Genomic DNA, 18,576 nt, shown 5'->3' with positions numbered 1-18,576 from the left:
TTCGCTCAGGCGAACCTGAAAGGCAACTCGCGCTGGCGCTGGCCGGTCAGCCGCGCCACCGCGTTCGCGAGCGCTGGCGCAAGCGCCGGCAGGCCTGGTTCGCCCATGCCCTTGGGCGGATCGCTGCTGGGCACGATGCTGACCGTCATCACCTTGGGCGCGTCCGGCATGCGGGGCATGGCAATGTCGTAGAAATTGTTCTGCTCGACGACGCCGTCCTTGAACGTGACGTGGTGCGTCGGCATCGTCGTTCCGAGGGCCATGATGGCGGCGCCCTGCACCTGGGTTTCAACCGACTTCGGGTTCACGCAGAGGTTGCAGTGCACGCCGGCATGCACCTCCTGCAGCACCGGCTGGCGGTCCTTGCCCTTGCCCTTCATGCTGGCGACGACGATGTAGGCGACGACGGACTCGAAGCTCTCGTGCACCGCGACTCCCCAGGCCTGGCCGGGCTTCAGCTTGCGCTTGCCATAGCCGCTCTTGTCCGCAGCCGCCTGCAGCGCCGCGCGATGGCGATCGGCCTTGGCGTTGCCTGCCATCAACTTGAGCCGGTAGGCTACCGGATCTTGCTTGGTAGCGAAAGCGATCTCGTCGACCAGCGTCTCCATGACATAGGCCGTGTGCGTGGATCCCACCGATCGCCACCACAGCACCGGCACATTGACGTCGGGATGATGGACGCTGAGGTTCATTGGCAACTCATAGGGCTCCCGCATGCCCTCGACGGTGGTGCCGTCCACGCCGTCCTTGTAGCCGAAGCCCTCCAGCGGCGAGCCTTTCAGGATACTCTGGCTGACGATGCGGTGCTGCCAGCCGAGGACCTTGCCGCTGGCGTCGAAGCCGATCTCGGCACGGTGCACCGTCATGGGTCGGTAGTAGCCCGCCTTGACGTCGTCTTCTCGGCTCCAAATCACCTTGACCGGCATGCGCTGACCCGCCTGGGCCAGCGCCACCGCCACCGCGGCGGCCTCGCGAGGCCACTCGCTGGCGGGCGTGGCACGGCGGCCGAAGCCGCCACCGGCCATCTGCACGTTGATCTGCACCTGCTCCGGCTTCAGGCCCACCGCCTTGGCGATGTTCATCGCGTCGATGCCAGGCATCTGCGCCGCATAGTAGAGGTCGCAGCGATCGTCCTTCAGGTCCACCGTACAGGCCAGCGGCTCCATCTGCGCATGGTTCAGATAGGGGAAGATGAAGTCGGCCGTGATCTTCTTCGGCGCCTTGCTCCAGCCGCCAACGTCGGCATCGAGCTTGGGCACCTGCGTGCCGGGCGTCTTGGACAGGGCCAGGTACTGGGCCGTCAGCGCCTTCGTGTCGGGCTTGGCGATGCCACCCAGATCCCAGTCGACCTTGAGCGCGTCGCGCCCCTTCTTGGCAGCCCAGTAGCCGCTGGCGACGATGGCCACACCCTGGCCGCCGCGGTCCAGCGGCACCCGCAGCACGGCCTTGACGCCCTTGACCTTGAGCGCCTCTGCCGCGTCCAGCTTGGCCACCTTGCCGTTGAACACGGGCGGACGCTGGATGACGGCCACCGCCATGCCGGGCAATTGCACGTCCATGCCATAGGCCTGGGCGCCAGTACTCTTGGCCTTGCCGACGACCAGGCCGGTGGGCTGGCCGACGAGCTTGAACGCCTTGGGATCCTTCAACGTGACGGCTTCAGGCACCGGCAGCCTCATCGCCGCGTCGAAGAACTCGCCATAGCCGGCGCTCTTGCCAGCGCCGCTGATGACACCGTTCTCGGCTTTCAGCGATGCGGCTGGCAGCCCCCAAGCCTGCGCGGCGGCGGCGACCAGCATTGCCTTGGTGCGCGCGCCAAGCTCTCGATACTGCTGGTAGCTGTTCTTGACCGAATTGGAGCCGCCCGTCAGGTGGATTCCGAACAGCGGGTCCACGTACTTGGCTTGCTGGTCGCCAAAACCGGTGCGGACCTTGGACCAATCCGCATCCAGCTCCTCGGCGCAGATCATTGCAAGGCCAGTTTCGATGCCCTGGCCCATGTCCATGCGGTTGCACAGAATGGTGGTGGCGCCGTCCGGGGCGATGCTGACGAACGCCAGCGGCTGCTCGGTGGGTTTGGAGCCGGGCTTGGCTGCGGCGCCCTGCGCAGCAGCAAGGTTGGGCAGCAGCGCCAGGCCCACGGCGCCGCCGAGGGTGGTGGCGACAAAGCTGCGCCGGGAAAGGCCGCGACCAGCAACGGCGGCGTCGATGCGACGGGGGTTCAGCATGGCGACCTCCTCAGGCGAGTTGGGCCGCGGCCGCATGGATGGCGGCGCGGATCCGGGTGTAGGTGCCACAGCGGCAGATGTTGCCCGCCATAGCTTCGTCGATCTGGGCGTCGCTGGGCTTGCGGTTGCCCTTGAGCAGAGCCACGGCACTCATGACCTGTCCGCTCTGGCAGTAGCCGCACTGGGCCACGTCGTGCGCCACCCAGGCGGCCTGCACGGCCTGGCCGACCTTGTCGTTGGCAAGGCCCTCGATGGTGGTTACAGGCCCTTGCACCGACGAGATCGGCGTCAGGCAGCTGCGCACCGGCGCGCCGGCGACGTGCATGGTGCAGGCGCCGCACTGGGCCGCACCGCAGCCGAACTTGCTGCCGGTGAGCTGAAGCTCCTCGCGCACCGCCCAGAGCAAGGGCATGTCGGGGTCGGCGTCCAGCGAGACGGCGCGCCCGTTGACGGTCAGGTTGATCATTGCGTACCTCCGGGGGGTGGAAGCCGGCGACTCTAGCCAGAAGCAGCGCCCCAGTACATCACTCAGGCATTGCTCTGCACCGGACACAAAAAGAGGCCCCGCGAGGCCCCTTGGCAGCAGCCCTCGGGCCTACTTGAACTGGTAGCTCGCCGTCATGTACCAGAAGCGTCCCCGCGGATCCACGAAGGAGCCGGCATAGCCGGCCACGTGCGAGCCGTAGCTCGACACGGCCGTGAACGGCGGATCCTGGTTGAAGAGGTTGCGCGCGCCAAGGCGCAGGGCCAGCGGCGCGATGGGCTTCCAGCCGACCGACATGTTCCAGCGGCTGCTGTCCTTGACCTTGTGCTCCACGGCCGGGCCGACGTTCGCCTCGACGAGGCCCGCGGATTCAGTCCAGCCCTTGACGAAGACATTCTCCAGCGTGACGTTCCAGTTGCCGGCGTTCCAGTCCAAGCCCAGCGTGTGCTGCCACTTGGGCACCGGCTGCACGCTGGCACCGTCGCCGGCCGTGCCCTGGTAGGACACGAAAGGCGTGCCTTTGCCGTTTTGCTGCTTCCAGGTGTTGACATAGGTACCCACGAAGCTCGCACCCAGCTTGCCCCAGCCGCCCAGGCCCCAACTGGTCTTCACGTCGACGTCGAGGCCGCTGGTCTTGAGCTCGCCGAGGTTCTCAACCGGCGTCTCGATATAGCTGATGAAGCCGTTCGCCAAGCGATGGATGCGGGCGTTGTAGCGCTGGTAGAGCGTCGTGTCGGCCATGATGGCATCGCCACCGATGACGCTGATCTGGTCCTTCTTCTGGATGTGCCAGTAGTCCAGCGCGATGGACAGGTCGCGCAACGGCTCGAAGACGGCGCCGAAGGAGTACTGGCGCGACTTCTCGGGCTTGAGGCCAGGATCGCTGGACAGGCGCACATTGAACTGAGTCTCGCAGCGCGGATCGTTGGCATGGCCAGCCGGGCAGTCGGGATCGACCAGGGAGTTGGCCGTATTGGTGAAGGCCATGGGGCTGTTGACGTCCCACAGCGTCGGTGCACGGAAGCCGGTTCCGGCGCTGGCGCGCAGCAGCAGCGCCTTGTTGGGCTGGAAGCGCATCGTCAGGCCGGGATTGAAGGTGCTGCCGAAGTCGCTGTAGTGATCGTAGCGGGCCTTGACGGTCGCCTCCCAGCCCGGGGCGAATGGCATGGACAGCTCGCTGAACACCGCATAGATGCTGCGCGAAGCCGTGGTGTTGGGCACCGTGCCCTCGCCACCGATGTGCAGGCCCTGCTCATAGTCGGGGTTGACGGCGCGGTCGTTGGCCTTTTCCTTGCGCAGGTCGGCGCCCACCGCAAGCATCATCGGGCCGCCGGACATGGCCATCAGCTCGCGGCTGGCCTTGGCGTCCAGCGCGTAGGTCGTGCTCTTGGAACGGCGCATTGGGCCTTCCATGCGCGCCCTGTCCAGCGCCGCGAGGCCTGCGGCGTCCTGCGGGCCGAAGGGATTGATGACGCCAGAGGCCAGCTCGGTGATGAAGCGGCCCTCGTGCAGGTAGTTGAAGTAGTCCAACGATCCCTTCGCCTGCGACACGGTCAGGCCCGCGTCGTAGTCCCAGCCGGCGGCCATTCCGGTCATGCCGGCGACGAGGCGGGTCTGCTCGTTCAGCGTGTTGTTGGTGCGCAACCCTACAGGCACCGAGCGCATCGCGATCTCAGTGAAGCCGCCGCCCAGCGTATCGAACTGGTCCGGCGTGTAGCCCAGGCTGGCCAGCAGCGCGGCCGGGAAGTACTTGCTGCTGATCGGGAAGGCGAAGGACGGATAGGTACCGTCCGGCTTCACATGGCCGGCCGTCGAGTCGATGGGCACGGGCGCCGTGCGGCCTATGCCCTTGCTGCGCGCATAGCTGGCCTCGAAGAACAGCGTCGAGTCCCGCCCCATGTCCAGCGACAGTCGCCCGAAAAGGTCGGCCTTGGTCGTGTCGGGGAGGTTCTCCTGCACGGCGGGGTAGATGAAGCGGCACCGCTTGATCGGGGTACCGTTGGGCGTGGTGTCGGTCAGCGTCTGGATGGTGTTGTAGTTGGGGTCGCAGGGGCTGAAGCTGGCGCCCGCATTGGCGTACGCGCCGGGCGTGATGCCGAAGTCCACCAGGCGGCCCGGGAAGGAGCGTCCAGAGGTCGGAGGATCGGAGCCAGGGATCTCCTGCAGGCCGCGCAGGTACCACTTCTGGTCGATGGCGCTGAGCTTGGTCTGCTTCTTGACATTGCCGGTGACGAGCAGGTTGTAGCCATCGCTCTTCAGACCGCCCATGCCGAAGGCCACCGAGGCGCCGGTCTCTTTGCCGCCGATGCCCTTCTCGGTGTCGCCGTACCGCAGCGTGAGTTCACCCTTGTCGTAGTCCTTGCGGGTGATGAAGTTGATGACACCGCCGACGGCGTCGGTGCCATAGACCGCGGAGGCACCGTCACGCAGCACCTCGATACGGTCGATGGCCGCAAACGGAATGCTGTTGAGGTCCACCGATGAGTTGCCACCGATGGAGCCGAAGGCAAAGTTGGCCAGGCGCCGCCCGTTCAGCAGCACCAGCGTGGAGTTAGGTCCCAGGCCACGCAGGTTGGCAAAGCTCTGCGCATAGCCGGCGCCCTGCGTCGTGTCGGACTGCAGCGCTGTGTTGGCACCGATACGGCGCAGGATGTCCTCGACGTTGGTAGCGCCGGACTTCACGATCTGGTCGCGCGTGACGACGCTGACGGGCAGCGCAGTCTCGGATTCCAGCCGCTTGATCGACGAGCCAGTAACGGTGATGCGCTCCAGCTGCTGCGACTGCTCCTGGGACCGGACCGGCAGCGAGACAAGCCCGGCGCCGAGCAAGGCCAGCACCAGGCGGGTGTTGCGATGTTGGTTCATGTTCACTCCTTGATGTGCGCGGGCTGTGTGGTGGGCCCCCGAGCGCTCTTGCCGACAAGCGGCTTGTTGCCCGCGCGCAAAGAAATGTTGAGCCAGCTCCTTCGAGCCCCCCCCTGCGGGAAGTCAGGCTGTGGCGATGGCGCAGCGGACAAACTAGGGGCTGACTTCCCGGACTGGCGGCGCCCATCCGCTCCCCCGGATCCTGTGGGGTTTGCCGGAAGGCGGCTGACCGCCCGCTTCAGTGGCGGGCGTACTTCGCCAACGCCTGCAGCAGTGCGGCAAGGCTGATGGGCTTGGTCAGGTGGGCGTCGCAGCCCGCCTCGAGCGACCGCTGCACGTCGGCGTCGAAGGCGTTGGCCGTCAGCGCGACGATGGGCGTGTGCGTCCGGCCTTTGCCGATCTCTGCGGCCTCGATGGCCCGCCACTCTCGCGTGGCAGCGAGCCCGTCCATGCCAGGCATCTGCATGTCCATCAGCACAAGGTCGAAGTCGCCATCGCGCAGTGCGGCCAGGGCCTGCGCGCCGTCGACCACACGCGTGATGCAATGGCCAAGCGGCGCCAGCATGCCCTCGATGACGAGGGTGTTGACGTCGTTGTCCTCGGCCAGCAGCAGGCGCAGTGCGCGGCTTGGCGCAGCACGCTCACCGCGCGGCTCCGCCGGCTCGGTCAGCCCCCCGTGCAACGGCCGCGCGTCCGGCAGGTCCAGACGCACTTCGAAGCGGCTACCCTCGCCCGGGCGACTCTGCACACTCACGTCGCCCCCCATCAGTCGCGCCAGGCTGCGCGTGATGGACAGCCCCAGACCGGTGCCCCCGAACTCGCGGGCAATGGCGGCATCCGCCTGGGCGAAAGGCTGGAAGATGCGCTCCAGCCGGTCCGGCGCGATGCCGATGCCGGTGTCCTGCACGCTGATGAGCAGCTGGCCGCCGGCGTCGCGCGACAGCTCGACGGTGACGCCGCCGGTGCGGGTGAACCGAATGGCATTGCCGACCAGGTTGGTGACGATCTGTGCAACGCGCTGTGAGTCGCCGAGCACCCAACCGGCCGCCTCGGTGCGGGCGAACACGCGCAGCCACAGGCCCTGGCTCTGGGCGCGCTCGCGCATCAGCTCCAACTGCAGTTCAACGAGGTCGACGAGATTGAAGGGGTGCGAAGCCAGCTCCAGCCGTCCGCTCTCAATGCGGGCGTTGTCCAGCAGGTCGTTGATGAGGGCGAATACCTGACGGCCGGCATGCCCCAGCACCTCGACGTAGTGGGCCTGCTCAGGCCGCAGCGGCGAGCGAGCCAGGATGTCAGAGAAGCCCAGCACGGCGTTCATCGGCGTACGCATCTCGTGGCTGACCTGGGCCAACAGTTCGGTCTTGGCACGGCTGCGCGCCTCGGCCAGCTCGCGTTCGCGGGTCAGTTCCCGCTCGCGCTCGCGGGCACAGCGCTCGTGCTCGATGGCGGTCAGCAGCAGGGCGAGCGCCAGCAGGTACAGGCCCGGCGCCGGCGATATCAGCAGGCCAGCCTGCACCGCGGCCCAGGCCGCGCCGAGGATGCCGGCCAAGCCCAGGCCGGCAGCCAACGCCTGGCGGCGAAGCAACAGTGGCAGGGCACCCAGGGGCAGCAGCAGCGCCTCCAGCGCCCGCACGGCCGGCCCGCCGTCGCGCAGCAGCGGCAGCGGCTCGGCGCCCAGTCCCTCGAACACGGCTGCGTTGAGCGCCGCGCCAGACCGCCGTCCCTGCGGTGTCATGACCTCGTCGGCAAAGAAGGCACTGCTGCCGACGAAGACGCTGCGGCCGGCCAACAACCGGGCCAGCTCGGCATCATCCGTTTCCCCAAGGGCAGCGCGCATCAGGCGCTGCCAGGACACCGCTGGTGGCCCGCCGTCGCCCCCCCGCCCCGCCAACGGCAGGCGCAGGCGTAGCCGCCCCTGGTCGTCCACCGGCCAGCGGCGCGTGCCGGCGACGAGCGCCCCCGGCTCGTACCGCCAGGCCTGCGCGCCGTCGGCCCGCAGGCGCGCAGCGAAGGCCAGGCTGGGCAGGCTGCGACCCTGCACGCGATGCAGCAGCGGCAGGTGGCGCAGCAGGCCATCGTCGTCCAGGGCCACCGAGACCAGCCCCAGGCTGGCCGGCCCGGTCAGCACATCCAGCAGCGCGTCCGCGGGTGCCGTCAGCGCGTCCCAGTCCAGACCCGGCGCCTGGGCCGCACCGAGGCGCGCGAGGGCGCGCTGCTCGGCCGCGCTGGCCGGCGCCAACTCGACGGCAGCGCGCTGGCGCAGCCCCGCTGCCGCCAGCACCACCGGTGGCCCGGCAGCCAGCGCGGATGCAAGCCGCTCGTCACCCTCGCGCGAGCCGGCCAGGACGATGTCGATGACGACGAGGCGTGCGCCTGACTGGCCGAGATAGTCCAGCATCAGCGCATAGACCTCGCGCGAATAGGGCCACTCTCCGAGTGTCTGGCGCAACACGCGCAGTGAAGCGTCGTCGATGTCGACGACAACGCTGGCCGGCTCGCCGGGCTGCGGCGCTGCAGCGCGCACCAGCAGGTCGCCCAGCGTTCGATCGATGCGCGGCTGGGCGCCCGTCAGGCTCAGCAGTGCCCACAGCAGCAGGACTGCCGGTAGGGCGAGCCAGGGCCAGCGCTTCAAAGCAGTGGCACGAGAAGCAGGGGCAGCAACCAGAGCCAGCGCGGGTAGGGCTGCTCGATCACCTGCGTCTGGCCCCAGGGGCTGGCGGCGCCCGAGGAATTGAAACCCCGGGCCCGCAGGAAGTACTTGCCGGGCGAAGGCTTGGGCAGGATCAGCTCGGCATCGTCGGTCGTGAAACGCCGGACGTCGACGCCGTCAAAGGCCTCCGTGCCGGCCCATTCCAGCTCATAGCGCGCGATGCCAGGGTCGGCGCGCCAGCGCAGCCGAAGCTGGTCGCCGCTGACCTGGGCTTCGGCGGGCTGCGGCACTGGCGGCGGCGGCTTGATCTCGAAGACCTGCGCGTCGCTGAAGGGGCCGGCGCGGCCGCCCGCCTCGACCGCCGCGATGCGCCAGTGATAGGTTCCAAAACCTCCCAGCTCTGGCAGCCTGGCCTCGAAACCCGCGGCGGCTATTGGCGGCGGCTGCATGGCCAGGTCCTTGAACTCGGCATCGCGCGCAATCTGCAGGCGTACGTTGGGGGCTGCCGTGTTGCGCGTCCAAGCCAAGGCCATAGCGCCGTCGTAGCTGACGCTGCCCGGCGCCGGCGCCTGGATGAATGGCGGCTCGGGGCGGGCTTGCAGGCGCACGGCAGCATCGGCCGCTGCGCCCTCCTGGCCACGCGCGTCAATGCTGCGCACGCGCAAGGTGTAGTCGCCGTCGGCCAGATCTCGAGCCTCAGGCCATGTGGCCGCTGGCTCGCCGACAACCGCGTCGAGCAGCAACCGATCGAAGTCGCCTGCGGCATAGAGCTGCGCCCGCCACGCGACAGCGCCAGCCGGGCCTCCGACCCACGACAGGTGCAGCGGCAACCGCTCCGCCAGCGGTACCAGCCCGCCAAGGTCGGGCGCAGACAGCAATGGCGCAACACTGCGCTCCTGGCCTTGGGCGAGCAGGCCCTGGCCCGGCGCCACGTCCGGGGCCAGACCGTCGGCATGCACTGCGCCGGCCAGCACCTGCATGCGGCTTTGCGAGCCGGCCGTCTGCACGCGGAACTCGGTGCCGCGCACGCCAAGGTTGACATGCGGCGTGCGCACTTCGTACATCGGCACGCGCTGGGCATTGGGCACCACGCGACTGTCGGCCCCGCCCTGCTGCACGCCGACGCGCACGGCAGGCAGGGCGCTGCGGCCAAGGACCAGCAACTGGTCGAGGCTGACGTCGCTGTCCGGCGGGATCAGCAGCCTCGAGCCGTCGGCAAAGCGCAGGCTGGCGCTGGACTGGGCGCCGGTGCGGATGCGGTCGCCACTGTGCAGCGCGGTGCCCGCCGTCAGTGGCTCCCGGGCCGCGCTTGCGGCGCCGCGCTCGCGCGTGACCTGGCCGCGCGCGAACACGGTCTCGGCGACGCCGGCCTCACGCCGCAGCCATGCCACTGGCATGCGCAGCGTGGTGCCTGGCATCAGCCGCAGCGGGTCGGGCACGCGGTTGAGCTTCTGCAGGTCGCGCCAGCTCCGAGGCGGGGCCAGCCAGTTGTCGGTCAGCGTGATCAGCGTGTCACCGGGCTGGATGCGATAGCGCCAGTCGGCATCGGCAGCGTCGGGCTGCGCGCCCGCCACGCCGGCGCCCGTCAGCAGGGCCCATGCCAGCCAGACTCCCGGTCCATTCATCGCCGCCTCCCGTCCGCGAAGGAGCCCGCATCGTAGCGAGCGACTCAGGCTTGCGCGAGGACGTCCTGCAGTTGTGCTCGCAGCCGGCGCAGCCGCTGCAGCTCCTGGTCGGGCGCCTGCAGAGCCGGCCACAGCAAGGCCACGAGGTCACGCGCACTGGCCTCCACATCGATCTGGCGGCCGGTGATGACCACCTCCCACAGCATTTGCTCGATGGGGCCGAACACCAGCGAGCGCAGCAGCCGCAGCGGGATGTCGCGCCGGACCTCGCCCGCTTCCTGGCCTCGGGCCAGCAGCTCCATCAGCGGGGCCGTGTAGCGCCGCTGGAGCTCCACGAGGCCGGCGCCCAGGTCCTGGCCCTTGGCCCGGCCTTCCGACAACACCAGCGCGCAGATCCCCCTGCCCTGTACGAGAAAGACCTGCAGGTTGGTCAGCACGAGGTATTCCAGCTGCGCGCGCACCGAAGCATTGCGCGGCAGGCCGGCCTGCATGGCGGCGATGTTCTCGTCGTACCAGTCCTGGATGACACGCTGGCAGAGTTCGCGCTTGCCGCGGAAGTACGTGAAGATGGTGGCCTCTGAAATGCCCAGGCGCTGGGCGATCTCGGTTGTCGTTGCACCCTCATAGCCACGCTCGGCAAACACCCCACGACCGACGCGCAGGATGTCTCGCACCCGCTGCTCGGCCTTGGGGCCGGAGGGAGCGCGGCGCTGGAGCGGAGCGGCAGCCGTCGTCATCGGGCCACATTCTGCGCAATTTTTGAGTAACACTCAAGTCCACGTTGCATCCGGGTTCACCCTGGATTATTCTGACGCCCCTCACGCGGCTCACGAGGCCGATAGACCATCAAGTTGAGTTCTGCTTAGACAGAACTTGCCGGGAGACACCATGCCGGTTTTGAACACCCAGCTCAACCCCCGTTCGGCCGATTTCAAGGCCAATGCCGATGCCATGCGCGGGCTGATCGCCGACCTCAACGCCAAGCTCGCGCAGATCGCCCAGGGCGGCGGCGAAGCCGCACGCGCCAAGCACACGGCCCGCGGCAAGCTGCTGCCCCGCGATCGGGTCGAGATGCTGCTGGACCCCGGCACGCCCTTTCTGGAACTGGCGCCACTGGCCGGCCTGGACCTGTACGACAACGCGGCGCCCGGCGGCGGGGTGGTGGCCGGCATCGGCCGGGTGTCGGGCGTGGACTGCATGATCGTATGCAACGACGCGACGGTGAAGGGCGGCACCTACTACCCCATCACCGTGAAGAAGCATCTGCGTGCGCAGGAGATCGCACAGCAGAACCGCCTGCCCTGCCTCTACCTGGTCGACAGCGGTGGCGCCAACCTGCCCAACCAGGACGAGGTCTTCCCGGACCGCGACCACTTCGGGCGAATCTTCTTCAACCAGGCCAATCTCAGTGCGGCAGGCATTCCGCAGATCGCCGTGGTGATGGGCTCGTGCACGGCCGGCGGCGCCTATGTGCCGGCCATGAGCGACGAGACCATCATCGTCAAGAACCAGGGCACCATCTTCCTCGGCGGCCCGCCGCTGGTGAAGGCCGCCACCGGCGAAGTCGTCACGGCCGAGGACCTCGGCGGCGGAGATGTGCACACGCGCCTCTCCGGCGTGGCCGACCACCTCGCCAACAACGACACCCATGCACTGGCCATCGCGCGCAACTCGGTCGCGCGGCTGAACTGGACCAAGGCCAATCCACTGGCAATGCAGGCATCCAAGGCACCGGCCCACGACCCGGCCGAACTGCACGGCGTCATCCCCACCGACACGCGCAAGCCCTTTGAGGTGCGCGAGGTCATCGCCCGCATCGTCGACGGCTCGGAGTTCGACGAGTTCAAGGCCCGCTACGGCTCTACGCTGGTGTGCGGCTTCGCCCACATCGAGGGAATGCCAGTGGGCGTCGTCGCGAACAACGGCATCCTGTTCGCTGAGAGCGCAAACAAGGGCGCGCATTTCATCGAACTGTGCTGTCAGCGCAAGATCCCGCTCGTGTTCCTGCAGAACATCACGGGTTTCATGGTGGGCCGAAAGTACGAGAACGAGGGCATCGCCCGTGCCGGAGCCAAGATGGTGACGGCCGTGGCCTGCGCCCAGGTACCCAAGTTCACCGTCATCATCGGCGGCAGCTTCGGCGCCGGCAACTACGGCATGTGCGGCCGAGCCTACTCACCTCGCTTCCTGTGGATGTGGCCCAATGCGCGCATTTCCGTGATGGGTGGAGAGCAGGCAGCCAGCGTGCTGTCGACGATCCGCCGCGACGCGATCGAATCCAAGGGCGGCAGCTGGAGCACTGACGAAGAAGAGGCCTTCAAGGCCCCGCTGCGCCAGCAGTACGAGGAACAGGGTCACCCCTACTACGCCTCCGCTCGACTGTGGGACGACGGCGTCATCGACCCGGCCGACACGCGACGAGTGCTGGCGCTGGGGCTGGCGGCGTCGCTGAACGCGCCCATCCCGGACACCAAGTTCGGCGTGTTCCGCATGTGACGTCCATGAGCACCGTCGACATCCGCCCCCTCGATGCCACGGACAGCGTGGAAGACCTGACCGAGCTGCTGCATGCGTCCTACGCCAGCCTCGCCGCCCAGGGTTGGAACTTCACGGCTGTGGACCAGGGCGTGGACGTCACGCGCCAACGTCTGGCGGACGGTCAGGCCTTCGTCGCCGTGGCCGGCGCGCAGCTGGTTGGCACCGTCGCCGTGCGCGGCCCCAAGCCGGCCGGCGAGGCCTACATCGCAGACCCGCCCCCGCCGCTGTACACGACGGCCGGCACGGCCATCCTGTCGCAACTGGGCGTGCATCCGGACTGGCGAGGCCAGGGCCTGGCCGAGCGTCTCATCGACACGGCCGAAACCTGGGCGAGCGACCAGGGCCACCACCAGATCGCACTGGACACAGCCGAGCCCGCCGCCGTGCTGCGCCGCCGCTACGCCCGCCGCGGCTACGCCGAAGTGGGTGTGGTGCAGTGGCAGGGCAAGACCTACCGTTCCGTGCTGATGTGCAAGCCGCTGGCCGTACCCCAAACCGAGCCGACATCGCCATGAACAGCTGCCTGAGCCTCACAACCGCGGGCCATGTCGCCCGCGTCACACTGAACCGCCCCGAAGTCCGCAACGCCTTCAACGAGGTGTTGATCCAGGAACTGACGGCCACCTTCATCGAGCTTGGCCAACGCGCCGACCTGCGCGCCATCGTCCTCGCTGCCGAGGGCAAGGCCTTCTGCGCAGGTGCCGACCTGAACTGGATGAAGGCCATGGCCAGCTATTCATGGGACGAGAACCACGCAGACGCGACCAAGTTGGCCGACATGCTGTGGGCCCTCTACAGCTGCCCGGTTCCGGTCATCGCGCGCGTGCAGGGCGATGTCTACGCAGGCGGCATGGGCCTGGTGGCCTGCGCCGACATCGTCGTCGCAGTGGATGGGGCAGGCTTCTGCCTAAGCGAGGCAAAGCTGGGCCTGATGCCCGCGACCATCGCCCCCTACGTCGTCAAGGCACTGGGTGAACAGGCCTCGCGGCGCTACTTCCTGACGGCCGAGCGCTTTTCCGCCGATGAAGCCAAGCGGCTTGGCTTCGTGCATGAGGTCGTCGCCGCAGACGCGCTGGATGCCAAGGTCGACGACCTCGCCGCCGCCCTTTGCGCCAACGGCCCCGCCGCCACCCGCGCCTGCAAGCGCCTCGTCAAGGACGTGGCAGGCCGCGAGATCACCGACGCGCTGCGCGATGACACGGCACGCCGCATCGCCGACATCCGCGCCAGCGCCGAGGGCCGCGAGGGCGTGCTGAGCTTCCTGAGCAAGGGCAAACCGGGCTGGCAGCAGGGATGAAGCTCGACATGGTCCACTTGCTCGCGCTGGCCGCAGCCCTCGGCTGGGCCAGCGGCCTGCGCCTGTACCTGACGGTGCTGCTGGTCGGCATCGCCGGGCACTGGGGCTGGATAGCGCTGCCGCCGGGCCTGCAGGTGCTGGCCTCTCCGCTGGTGATGGCATGCGCCGCGGCACTCACCGTCGTCGAATTCCTGGCCGACAAGGTGCCGCTGGTCGACAGTGCCTGGGACGCACTGCACACGCTGATCCGCATCCCCGCTGGCGCAGCGCTGGTGGCCGGCCTCGTCAGCGGCTGGGCCGGCGACCACGGTGAGACCTGGACGACAGTGGCTGCGCTGCTCGGCGGCGGCCTCGCGGCCGCAGCGCACACGGCCAAGGCCAGCACACGCGCTGCGGCCAACACTTCGCCCGAGCCCTTCTCCAACCTGGGTCTTTCACTGGCCGGCGACGTGGCCGTGCCCGCCATGCTGTGGCTGGCCTGGGCCCATCCCTTCATCTTTTTCCCGCTGCTAGCCCTCGCGCTGGCCGTCATGGCTACGCTGACCTGGCTGTGCTTCAAGTTCCTGCGCGCGCTGCTGAGGCGCATGAGTCGCCCGTCCCCCGCATGACCCCCTCTCAAGACCTCGCTGCCCGCAGCCGCGCCGCGGTATGGCACCCCTGCACACAGATGGCACGCCTGGCCGACTTGCCGCCGTTGCCCATCGCTCGCGGTGACGGCCCCTGGCTCATCGACACAGAGGGCCGCCGCTACTTCGACGCCAACTCGTCCTGGTGGGTCAACCTCTTCGGCCACAGTGACAAACCATTGCTCGGTGCGATCAAGACTCAGCTGGACACCCTGCCCCACGTGATGCTGGCCGGCTGCACGCACGAACCGGCCGTCCGGCTGGCCGAGCGGCTGTCCGCCCGCACCGGCGGTGCGCTGGGCCATGTGTTCTTCGGCAGCGACGGCGCCAGCGCTGTCGAGATCGCGTTGAAGCAGAGCTTCCACTCGTGGAAGAACCGCGGCCAGACGACCAAGCGTGAGTTCGTCTGCCTGAAGAACAGCTATCACGGGGAGACGCTGGGCGCCCTCAGCGTGACCGATGTTCAGGTCTTCCGCGATGCCTACGATCCGCTGTTGATGCGTGCCCACATCGTGGCCTCGCCGGATGCGCGGCTCGACAACGAGACCGAGGCTCTTGCCGCGATGCGCGCGCTGCTGGCTGCACGGCATTCCTCGATAGCCTGTGTCATCGTCGAGCCGCTAGTCCAGGGCGCCGCCGGCATGGTCATGCACTCGCCGGCCTACCTGAAAGGCCTGCGCGAGCTGACGCGCGAGTTCGGCGTGCACCTGATCGCCGACGAGATCGCCGTCGGCTGCGGCCGCACGGGCACCTTCTTCGCGTGGGAGCAATCGCACGCAGCCTGGCCCGATTTCCTCCTGCTGAGCAAAGGCATCACGGGCGGCACGCTGCCGTTGTCGCTGGTGCTGACGACGGACGAGGTGTTCTCCTCCTTCTGGAGCGAGGACGTCACGCGCGGCTTCCTGCACTCGCACTCCTACACCGGCAACCCGCTGGCCTGCGCAGCAGCCAACGCGGTGCTGGACCGCTTCGACGCCGGCCAGCTCGACTCCAACCGCGAGCAGGCCGAGCGCCTGGCCCGCGCCTTCGCGCCCTTGGCCCCCGGCGTAGCGAATCTGCGCCAACGCGGCATGATCCTGGCCTTCGATGTGCTGGATGAAAAAAAGCAGGCGCCACCGCGCTTTGCCGAGCGCTTCCACCTCGCAGCGCGCGCACACGAGCTGCTGATCCGACCGATCGGCGCCACCGTCTACCTGATGCCTCCTTACCTGATCGACGACGCGACCGCAGCCTTCCTGGCGGGGGCCGTGACGGCGACGCTGAACGATGTCCTTGCTTGAACACCTGAGCGCCAAGCTCAATGCCCTCTCCGCGCAGAGCCTGACGCGTTCGCTGCGCCGCGCCGACTCACCTACTGCGCCGCGCCAGACCATCAACGGCCGCGAGCTGCTGATGTTCTGCTCCAACGACTACCTGGGCCTGGCCGCAGAGCCCGCAATCGCCGACGCGCTGGCCGAGGGCGCCCGTCGCTGGGGCGGCGGCTCGGGCGCGTCGCCGCTGGTCAGCGGCCACAGCGCCGCACACGAAGCCGTCGCCGGCACGCTGGCGCGCTGGTACGCGCCGCACATCCCGCAGGCTCGCGCCATCGGCTTCTGCACCGGCTATATGGCCAACCTCGCCGTCGTCACATCCCTGGGCGACGAGCACACCGAGATCTTCTCGGAGCAGCTCAACCATGCGTCGCTGATCGATGCGGCGCGGCTGGCCAAGGCCAGGGTCACGCGGTTCCCCCATGCCGACCTGGCCGCGCTGCGGCAAGCGCTCGCCGCCAGCACCGCCACGGTGCGCCTCATCGTCACCGACGCCGTGTTCAGCATGGACGGCGACCTTGCGCCGCTACCAGGCCTGCTGGCACTGGCCGACGAATTCAACGCCTGGCTCATCGTCGACGATGCCCATGGCTTCGGCGTACTGGGCCAGCAGGGCCGCGGCTCGCTGGAACACTTCGGCCTGCGCAGCGAGCGCCTCATCCTCGTCGGCACGCTGGGCAAGGCCGCCGGCCTCGCGGGAGCATTCGTCGTGGCCCATGGCACCATCGTGGAGTACCTGCTGCAGGCGGCGCGCAACTTCATCTTCTCGACCGCGTCACCGCCGGCCATCGAGCATGCGCTGCTGACTAGCTTCGCGCTCATCGAAGGCCCGCTGGGTGCCACGCGACGTGCCAACCTCGTTGCGCTGCAGGCCCGGCTGCGCAACGGCCTGCTGGCGCTCATTGCCCGCCACCCGCGCCTGGGCTGGTCGCTGACCGATGCCGCCACGCCCATCCAGCCACTGGTCGTCGGCGGCAATGCCGAGGTCATGGCGCTGGCCGCCGCGCTGGAGTCGGCCGGCCTGCGCGTGCCGGGCATACGGCCGCCCACCGTGGCCGCCGGCACGGCGCGGCTGCGCATCACGCTATGCGGCACGCACACCGAAGCCGACGTGGACACACTGCTGACGGCGCTCGAACGCGCCGCCGCCGCTCAGGAACAGGCTGCATGAAGGGCTTCTTCATCACAGGCACCGACACGGAGATCGGCAAGACCTTCGTCACCGCCGCGTTGACCCGCGCCCTCGCTGCGACCGGCTGGCGCGTAGCGCCGATCAAGCCCCTCGCTGCGGGACAGGAGCTCATCGAAGGCCGCTGGGTCAATGAGGACGTTGCCACGTTGCTTGCGGCGCAGAACCTCGGCCTCGCGGACACCGACGTCGGTCCGCTGCAGTTCCGCGAGCCTTGCGCACCGCACATCGCGGCCAGGCTCGAAGGCCGCCACATCGACCGCGACACGCTGCTGGAAGCCGTGCGCGCGACGGCGGCCAAGGCCGACCTTGCACTGGTCGAAGGCGTCGGCGGCTTCCGTGTACCGCTCACCGACACCTGGGACACCGCCGACCTCGCCGTTGACCTGGGCCTGCCCGTCATCCTCGTCGTGGGCCTTCGCCTGGGCTGCATCAACCATGCATTGCTGACGGCCGAAGCGATTTGCTCGCGTGGGCTGACTCTCGCCGCCTGGGTCGCCAACACTGTCGACCCCCATCAACCCCATGTCGCCGACAATCTGGCCTCTGTGCAGGCTGGCTTGAACGCGCCCTGCCTCGGGCATCTGCCCCGTCTTTCCGACCCGCTGGCCGCGCCGGCTCGTCTCGATGTCTCCCCCTTGGTTGCCTTCGCATGAACCAGATCCACACCCTCACCCCCACGACTGACGCCGACCGCCGCCAGGCCACCCCATGGACGGTCAAGGACGTCGTGGCGCTGTTTGACCTGCCCTTCAACGACCTGCTGTTCCGCGCGCAACAGGTGCACCGAGAACACTTCGATGCCAACGCGGTGCAGCTGTCCACGCTGTTGTCCATCAAGACTGGCGGCTGCGAGGAGGACTGCGCCTACTGCCCGCAGTCGGCCCACTTCGACACCGGCCTGAAGGCCGAGAAGCTGATCCCGCTACAGGAGGTCATGGAAGCCGCACGCGCGGCCAAGGCCAACGGCGCGACGCGCTTCTGCATGGGCGCCGCGTGGCGTAGCCCAAAGCCGCGCCACCTGGAGGCCATCGGCGAGATGATTTCCGAGGTGAAGGCGCTGGGCCTGGAAACGTGTCTCACGGCCGGCATGCTTGAAGACGGCCAGGCCGAGCAGCTCGCCGCAGCCGGCCTGGACTACTACAACCACAACCTGGACACCGCGCCGGAGTTCTACGGCCAGATCATCACGACGCGCACCTACCAGGACCGCCTCGATACGCTGGATCGCGTGCGCCAACAGGGTCTGAAGGTCTGCTCCGGCGGCATTGTGGGCATGGGCGAGACACGCCGCCAGCGCGCCGGCCTCATCGTGCAGCTCGCCAACCTGGACCCCTACCCCGAAAGCGTGCCTATCAACAACCTCGTGCAGGTTGAAGGCACCCCGCTGTCCGGCACCGCGCCACTGGACCCGCTGGAATTCATTCGCACCATCGCCGTGGCCCGCATCACCATGCCTCGCGCCATGGTGCGCCTGTCGGCAGGCCGCGAGGAGATGCCCGAGACCATGCAGACCCTGTGCTTCCTGGCCGGCGCCAACTCCATGTTCTACGGCGACAAGTTGTTGACGACCAGCAACCCGCAGGCCGAGAAGGACCGCGCGCTACTGGACCGGTTGGGCATGCGCTGCTCGACCGAATCGGGTCTGGCAACGGACGCCGCGGCCAAGGTCGAGGTGTGCCGATCACATTGATCGACTGAGCCGCCGGCTCAGAACCTGCGCCAGGGTCCATCGACCCGCGGCGCTACCCCGACCCTGAATCC

14 protein-coding genes are annotated in these 18,576 nt (G+C 68.5%); 8 read left to right on the top strand and 6 right to left on the bottom strand.

From position 1 onward, the window contains the following. Window positions 1–5: 5 nt before the first annotated feature. The 6 genes from QM732_RS26795 to QM732_RS26770 all read right to left on the bottom strand — a co-directional run bounded on the left by QM732_RS26795 (window position 6) and on the right by QM732_RS26770 (window position 10,589). Window positions 6–2,228, bottom strand: a complete 2,223-nt coding sequence (locus QM732_RS26795) for a molybdopterin cofactor-binding domain-containing protein (RefSeq protein WP_415659135.1) — start codon at window positions 2,226–2,228, stop codon at window positions 6–8. Window positions 2,229–2,238: 10 nt separating this feature from the next. Beyond that, the gene (locus tag QM732_RS26790) at window positions 2,239–2,694 is read right to left on the bottom strand and encodes a (2Fe-2S)-binding protein (protein WP_415659134.1); all 456 of its coding nucleotides are present in this window, start codon (window positions 2,692–2,694) and stop codon (window positions 2,239–2,241) included. A 129-nt stretch (window positions 2,695–2,823) separates the two neighbouring features. Further along, the gene (locus QM732_RS26785) at window positions 2,824–5,577 is read right to left on the bottom strand and encodes a TonB-dependent receptor (RefSeq protein ID WP_415659133.1); all 2,754 of its coding nucleotides are present in this window, start codon (window positions 5,575–5,577) and stop codon (window positions 2,824–2,826) included. 238 nt (window positions 5,578–5,815) lie between these two features. Further along, a complete protein-coding gene (locus QM732_RS26780; RefSeq protein WP_415659132.1) occupies window positions 5,816–8,209 on the bottom strand; it encodes a CHASE2 domain-containing protein in 2,394 nt (797 codons plus the stop codon). Next, window positions 8,206–9,852 carry a FecR domain-containing protein gene (locus QM732_RS26775; protein WP_415659131.1) on the bottom strand — a complete coding sequence of 549 codons (1,647 nt, stop codon included), beginning with the start codon at window positions 9,850–9,852 and terminating at the stop codon, window positions 8,206–8,208. The genes QM732_RS26780 and QM732_RS26775 overlap by 4 nt, the downstream gene beginning before the upstream one ends. A gap of 44 nt (window positions 9,853–9,896) precedes the next feature. After that, complete coding sequence (locus QM732_RS26770) at window positions 9,897–10,589, bottom strand: TetR/AcrR family transcriptional regulator (protein ID WP_415659130.1); 693 nt, start codon at window positions 10,587–10,589, stop codon at window positions 9,897–9,899. Window positions 10,590–10,740: 151 nt separating this feature from the next. Between QM732_RS26770 and QM732_RS26765 the strand changes: the two genes are divergently transcribed. Genes QM732_RS26765 through bioB form a run of 8 tightly spaced genes read left to right on the top strand, consistent with a single transcriptional unit; the run spans window position 10,741 to window position 18,505 of the window. Beyond that, complete coding sequence (locus QM732_RS26765; RefSeq protein ID WP_415659129.1) at window positions 10,741–12,348, top strand: carboxyl transferase domain-containing protein; 1,608 nt, start codon at window positions 10,741–10,743, stop codon at window positions 12,346–12,348. 5 nt (window positions 12,349–12,353) lie between these two features. Continuing rightward, complete coding sequence (locus tag QM732_RS26760) at window positions 12,354–12,905, top strand: GNAT family N-acetyltransferase (protein ID WP_415659128.1); 552 nt, start codon at window positions 12,354–12,356, stop codon at window positions 12,903–12,905. Next, entirely contained in the window at window positions 12,902–13,687 is a 786-nt protein-coding gene (locus QM732_RS26755) for an enoyl-CoA hydratase/isomerase family protein (RefSeq protein WP_415659127.1), read from the top strand. Before QM732_RS26760 ends, QM732_RS26755 begins: the two co-directional genes overlap by 4 nt. Before the next feature lie 8 nt (window positions 13,688–13,695). Further along, the gene (locus QM732_RS26750; protein ID WP_415659126.1) at window positions 13,696–14,295 is read left to right on the top strand and encodes a DUF4126 domain-containing protein; all 600 of its coding nucleotides are present in this window, start codon (window positions 13,696–13,698) and stop codon (window positions 14,293–14,295) included. Beyond that, window positions 14,292–15,593 carry an adenosylmethionine--8-amino-7-oxononanoate transaminase gene (bioA, locus tag QM732_RS26745; RefSeq protein WP_415659125.1) on the top strand — a complete coding sequence of 434 codons (1,302 nt, stop codon included), beginning with the start codon at window positions 14,292–14,294 and terminating at the stop codon, window positions 15,591–15,593. The genes QM732_RS26750 and bioA overlap by 4 nt, the downstream gene beginning before the upstream one ends. Beyond that, window positions 15,580–16,794 carry an 8-amino-7-oxononanoate synthase gene (locus tag QM732_RS26740; protein ID WP_415659124.1) on the top strand — a complete coding sequence of 405 codons (1,215 nt, stop codon included), beginning with the start codon at window positions 15,580–15,582 and terminating at the stop codon, window positions 16,792–16,794. Before bioA ends, QM732_RS26740 begins: the two co-directional genes overlap by 14 nt. Beyond that, entirely contained in the window at window positions 16,791–17,468 is a 678-nt protein-coding gene (gene bioD, locus QM732_RS26735) for a dethiobiotin synthase (protein WP_415659123.1), read from the top strand. The genes QM732_RS26740 and bioD overlap by 4 nt, the downstream gene beginning before the upstream one ends. Next, window positions 17,465–18,505, top strand: a complete 1,041-nt coding sequence (bioB, locus tag QM732_RS26730; protein WP_415659122.1) for a biotin synthase BioB — start codon at window positions 17,465–17,467, stop codon at window positions 18,503–18,505. Before bioD ends, bioB begins: the two co-directional genes overlap by 4 nt. The last annotated feature ends 71 nt before the right edge of the window (window positions 18,506–18,576 follow it).

The organism is Roseateles sp. (genome assembly GCF_047654805.1).
Classification (GTDB): Bacteria; Pseudomonadota; Gammaproteobacteria; order Burkholderiales; family Burkholderiaceae_C; genus Pelomonas.
This window is presented reverse-complemented; position numbering and strand designations above follow the sequence as displayed.

Coding starts and splice junctions, on each gene's coding strand:
- QM732_RS26795 (WP_415659135.1), bottom strand. CDS start 2,228: ATGCTGAACCCCCGTCGCATCGACGCCGCCGTTGCTGGTCGCGGCCTT.
- QM732_RS26790 (WP_415659134.1), bottom strand. CDS start 2,694: ATGATCAACCTGACCGTCAACGGGCGCGCCGTCTCGCTGGACGCCGAC.
- QM732_RS26760 (WP_415659128.1), top strand. CDS start 12,354: ATGAGCACCGTCGACATCCGCCCCCTCGATGCCACGGACAGCGTGGAA.
- QM732_RS26785 (WP_415659133.1), bottom strand. CDS start 5,577: ATGAACCAACATCGCAACACCCGCCTGGTGCTGGCCTTGCTCGGCGCC.
- QM732_RS26740 (WP_415659124.1), top strand. CDS start 15,580: ATGTCCTTGCTTGAACACCTGAGCGCCAAGCTCAATGCCCTCTCCGCG.
- QM732_RS26775 (WP_415659131.1), bottom strand. CDS start 9,852: ATGAATGGACCGGGAGTCTGGCTGGCATGGGCCCTGCTGACGGGCGCC.
- QM732_RS26765 (WP_415659129.1), top strand. CDS start 10,741: ATGCCGGTTTTGAACACCCAGCTCAACCCCCGTTCGGCCGATTTCAAG.
- bioB (WP_415659122.1), top strand. CDS start 17,465: ATGAACCAGATCCACACCCTCACCCCCACGACTGACGCCGACCGCCGC.
- QM732_RS26755 (WP_415659127.1), top strand. CDS start 12,902: ATGAACAGCTGCCTGAGCCTCACAACCGCGGGCCATGTCGCCCGCGTC.
- QM732_RS26750 (WP_415659126.1), top strand. CDS start 13,696: ATGGTCCACTTGCTCGCGCTGGCCGCAGCCCTCGGCTGGGCCAGCGGC.
- QM732_RS26770 (WP_415659130.1), bottom strand. CDS start 10,589: ATGACGACGGCTGCCGCTCCGCTCCAGCGCCGCGCTCCCTCCGGCCCC.
- bioD (WP_415659123.1), top strand. CDS start 16,791: ATGAAGGGCTTCTTCATCACAGGCACCGACACGGAGATCGGCAAGACC.
- bioA (WP_415659125.1), top strand. CDS start 14,292: ATGACCCCCTCTCAAGACCTCGCTGCCCGCAGCCGCGCCGCGGTATGG.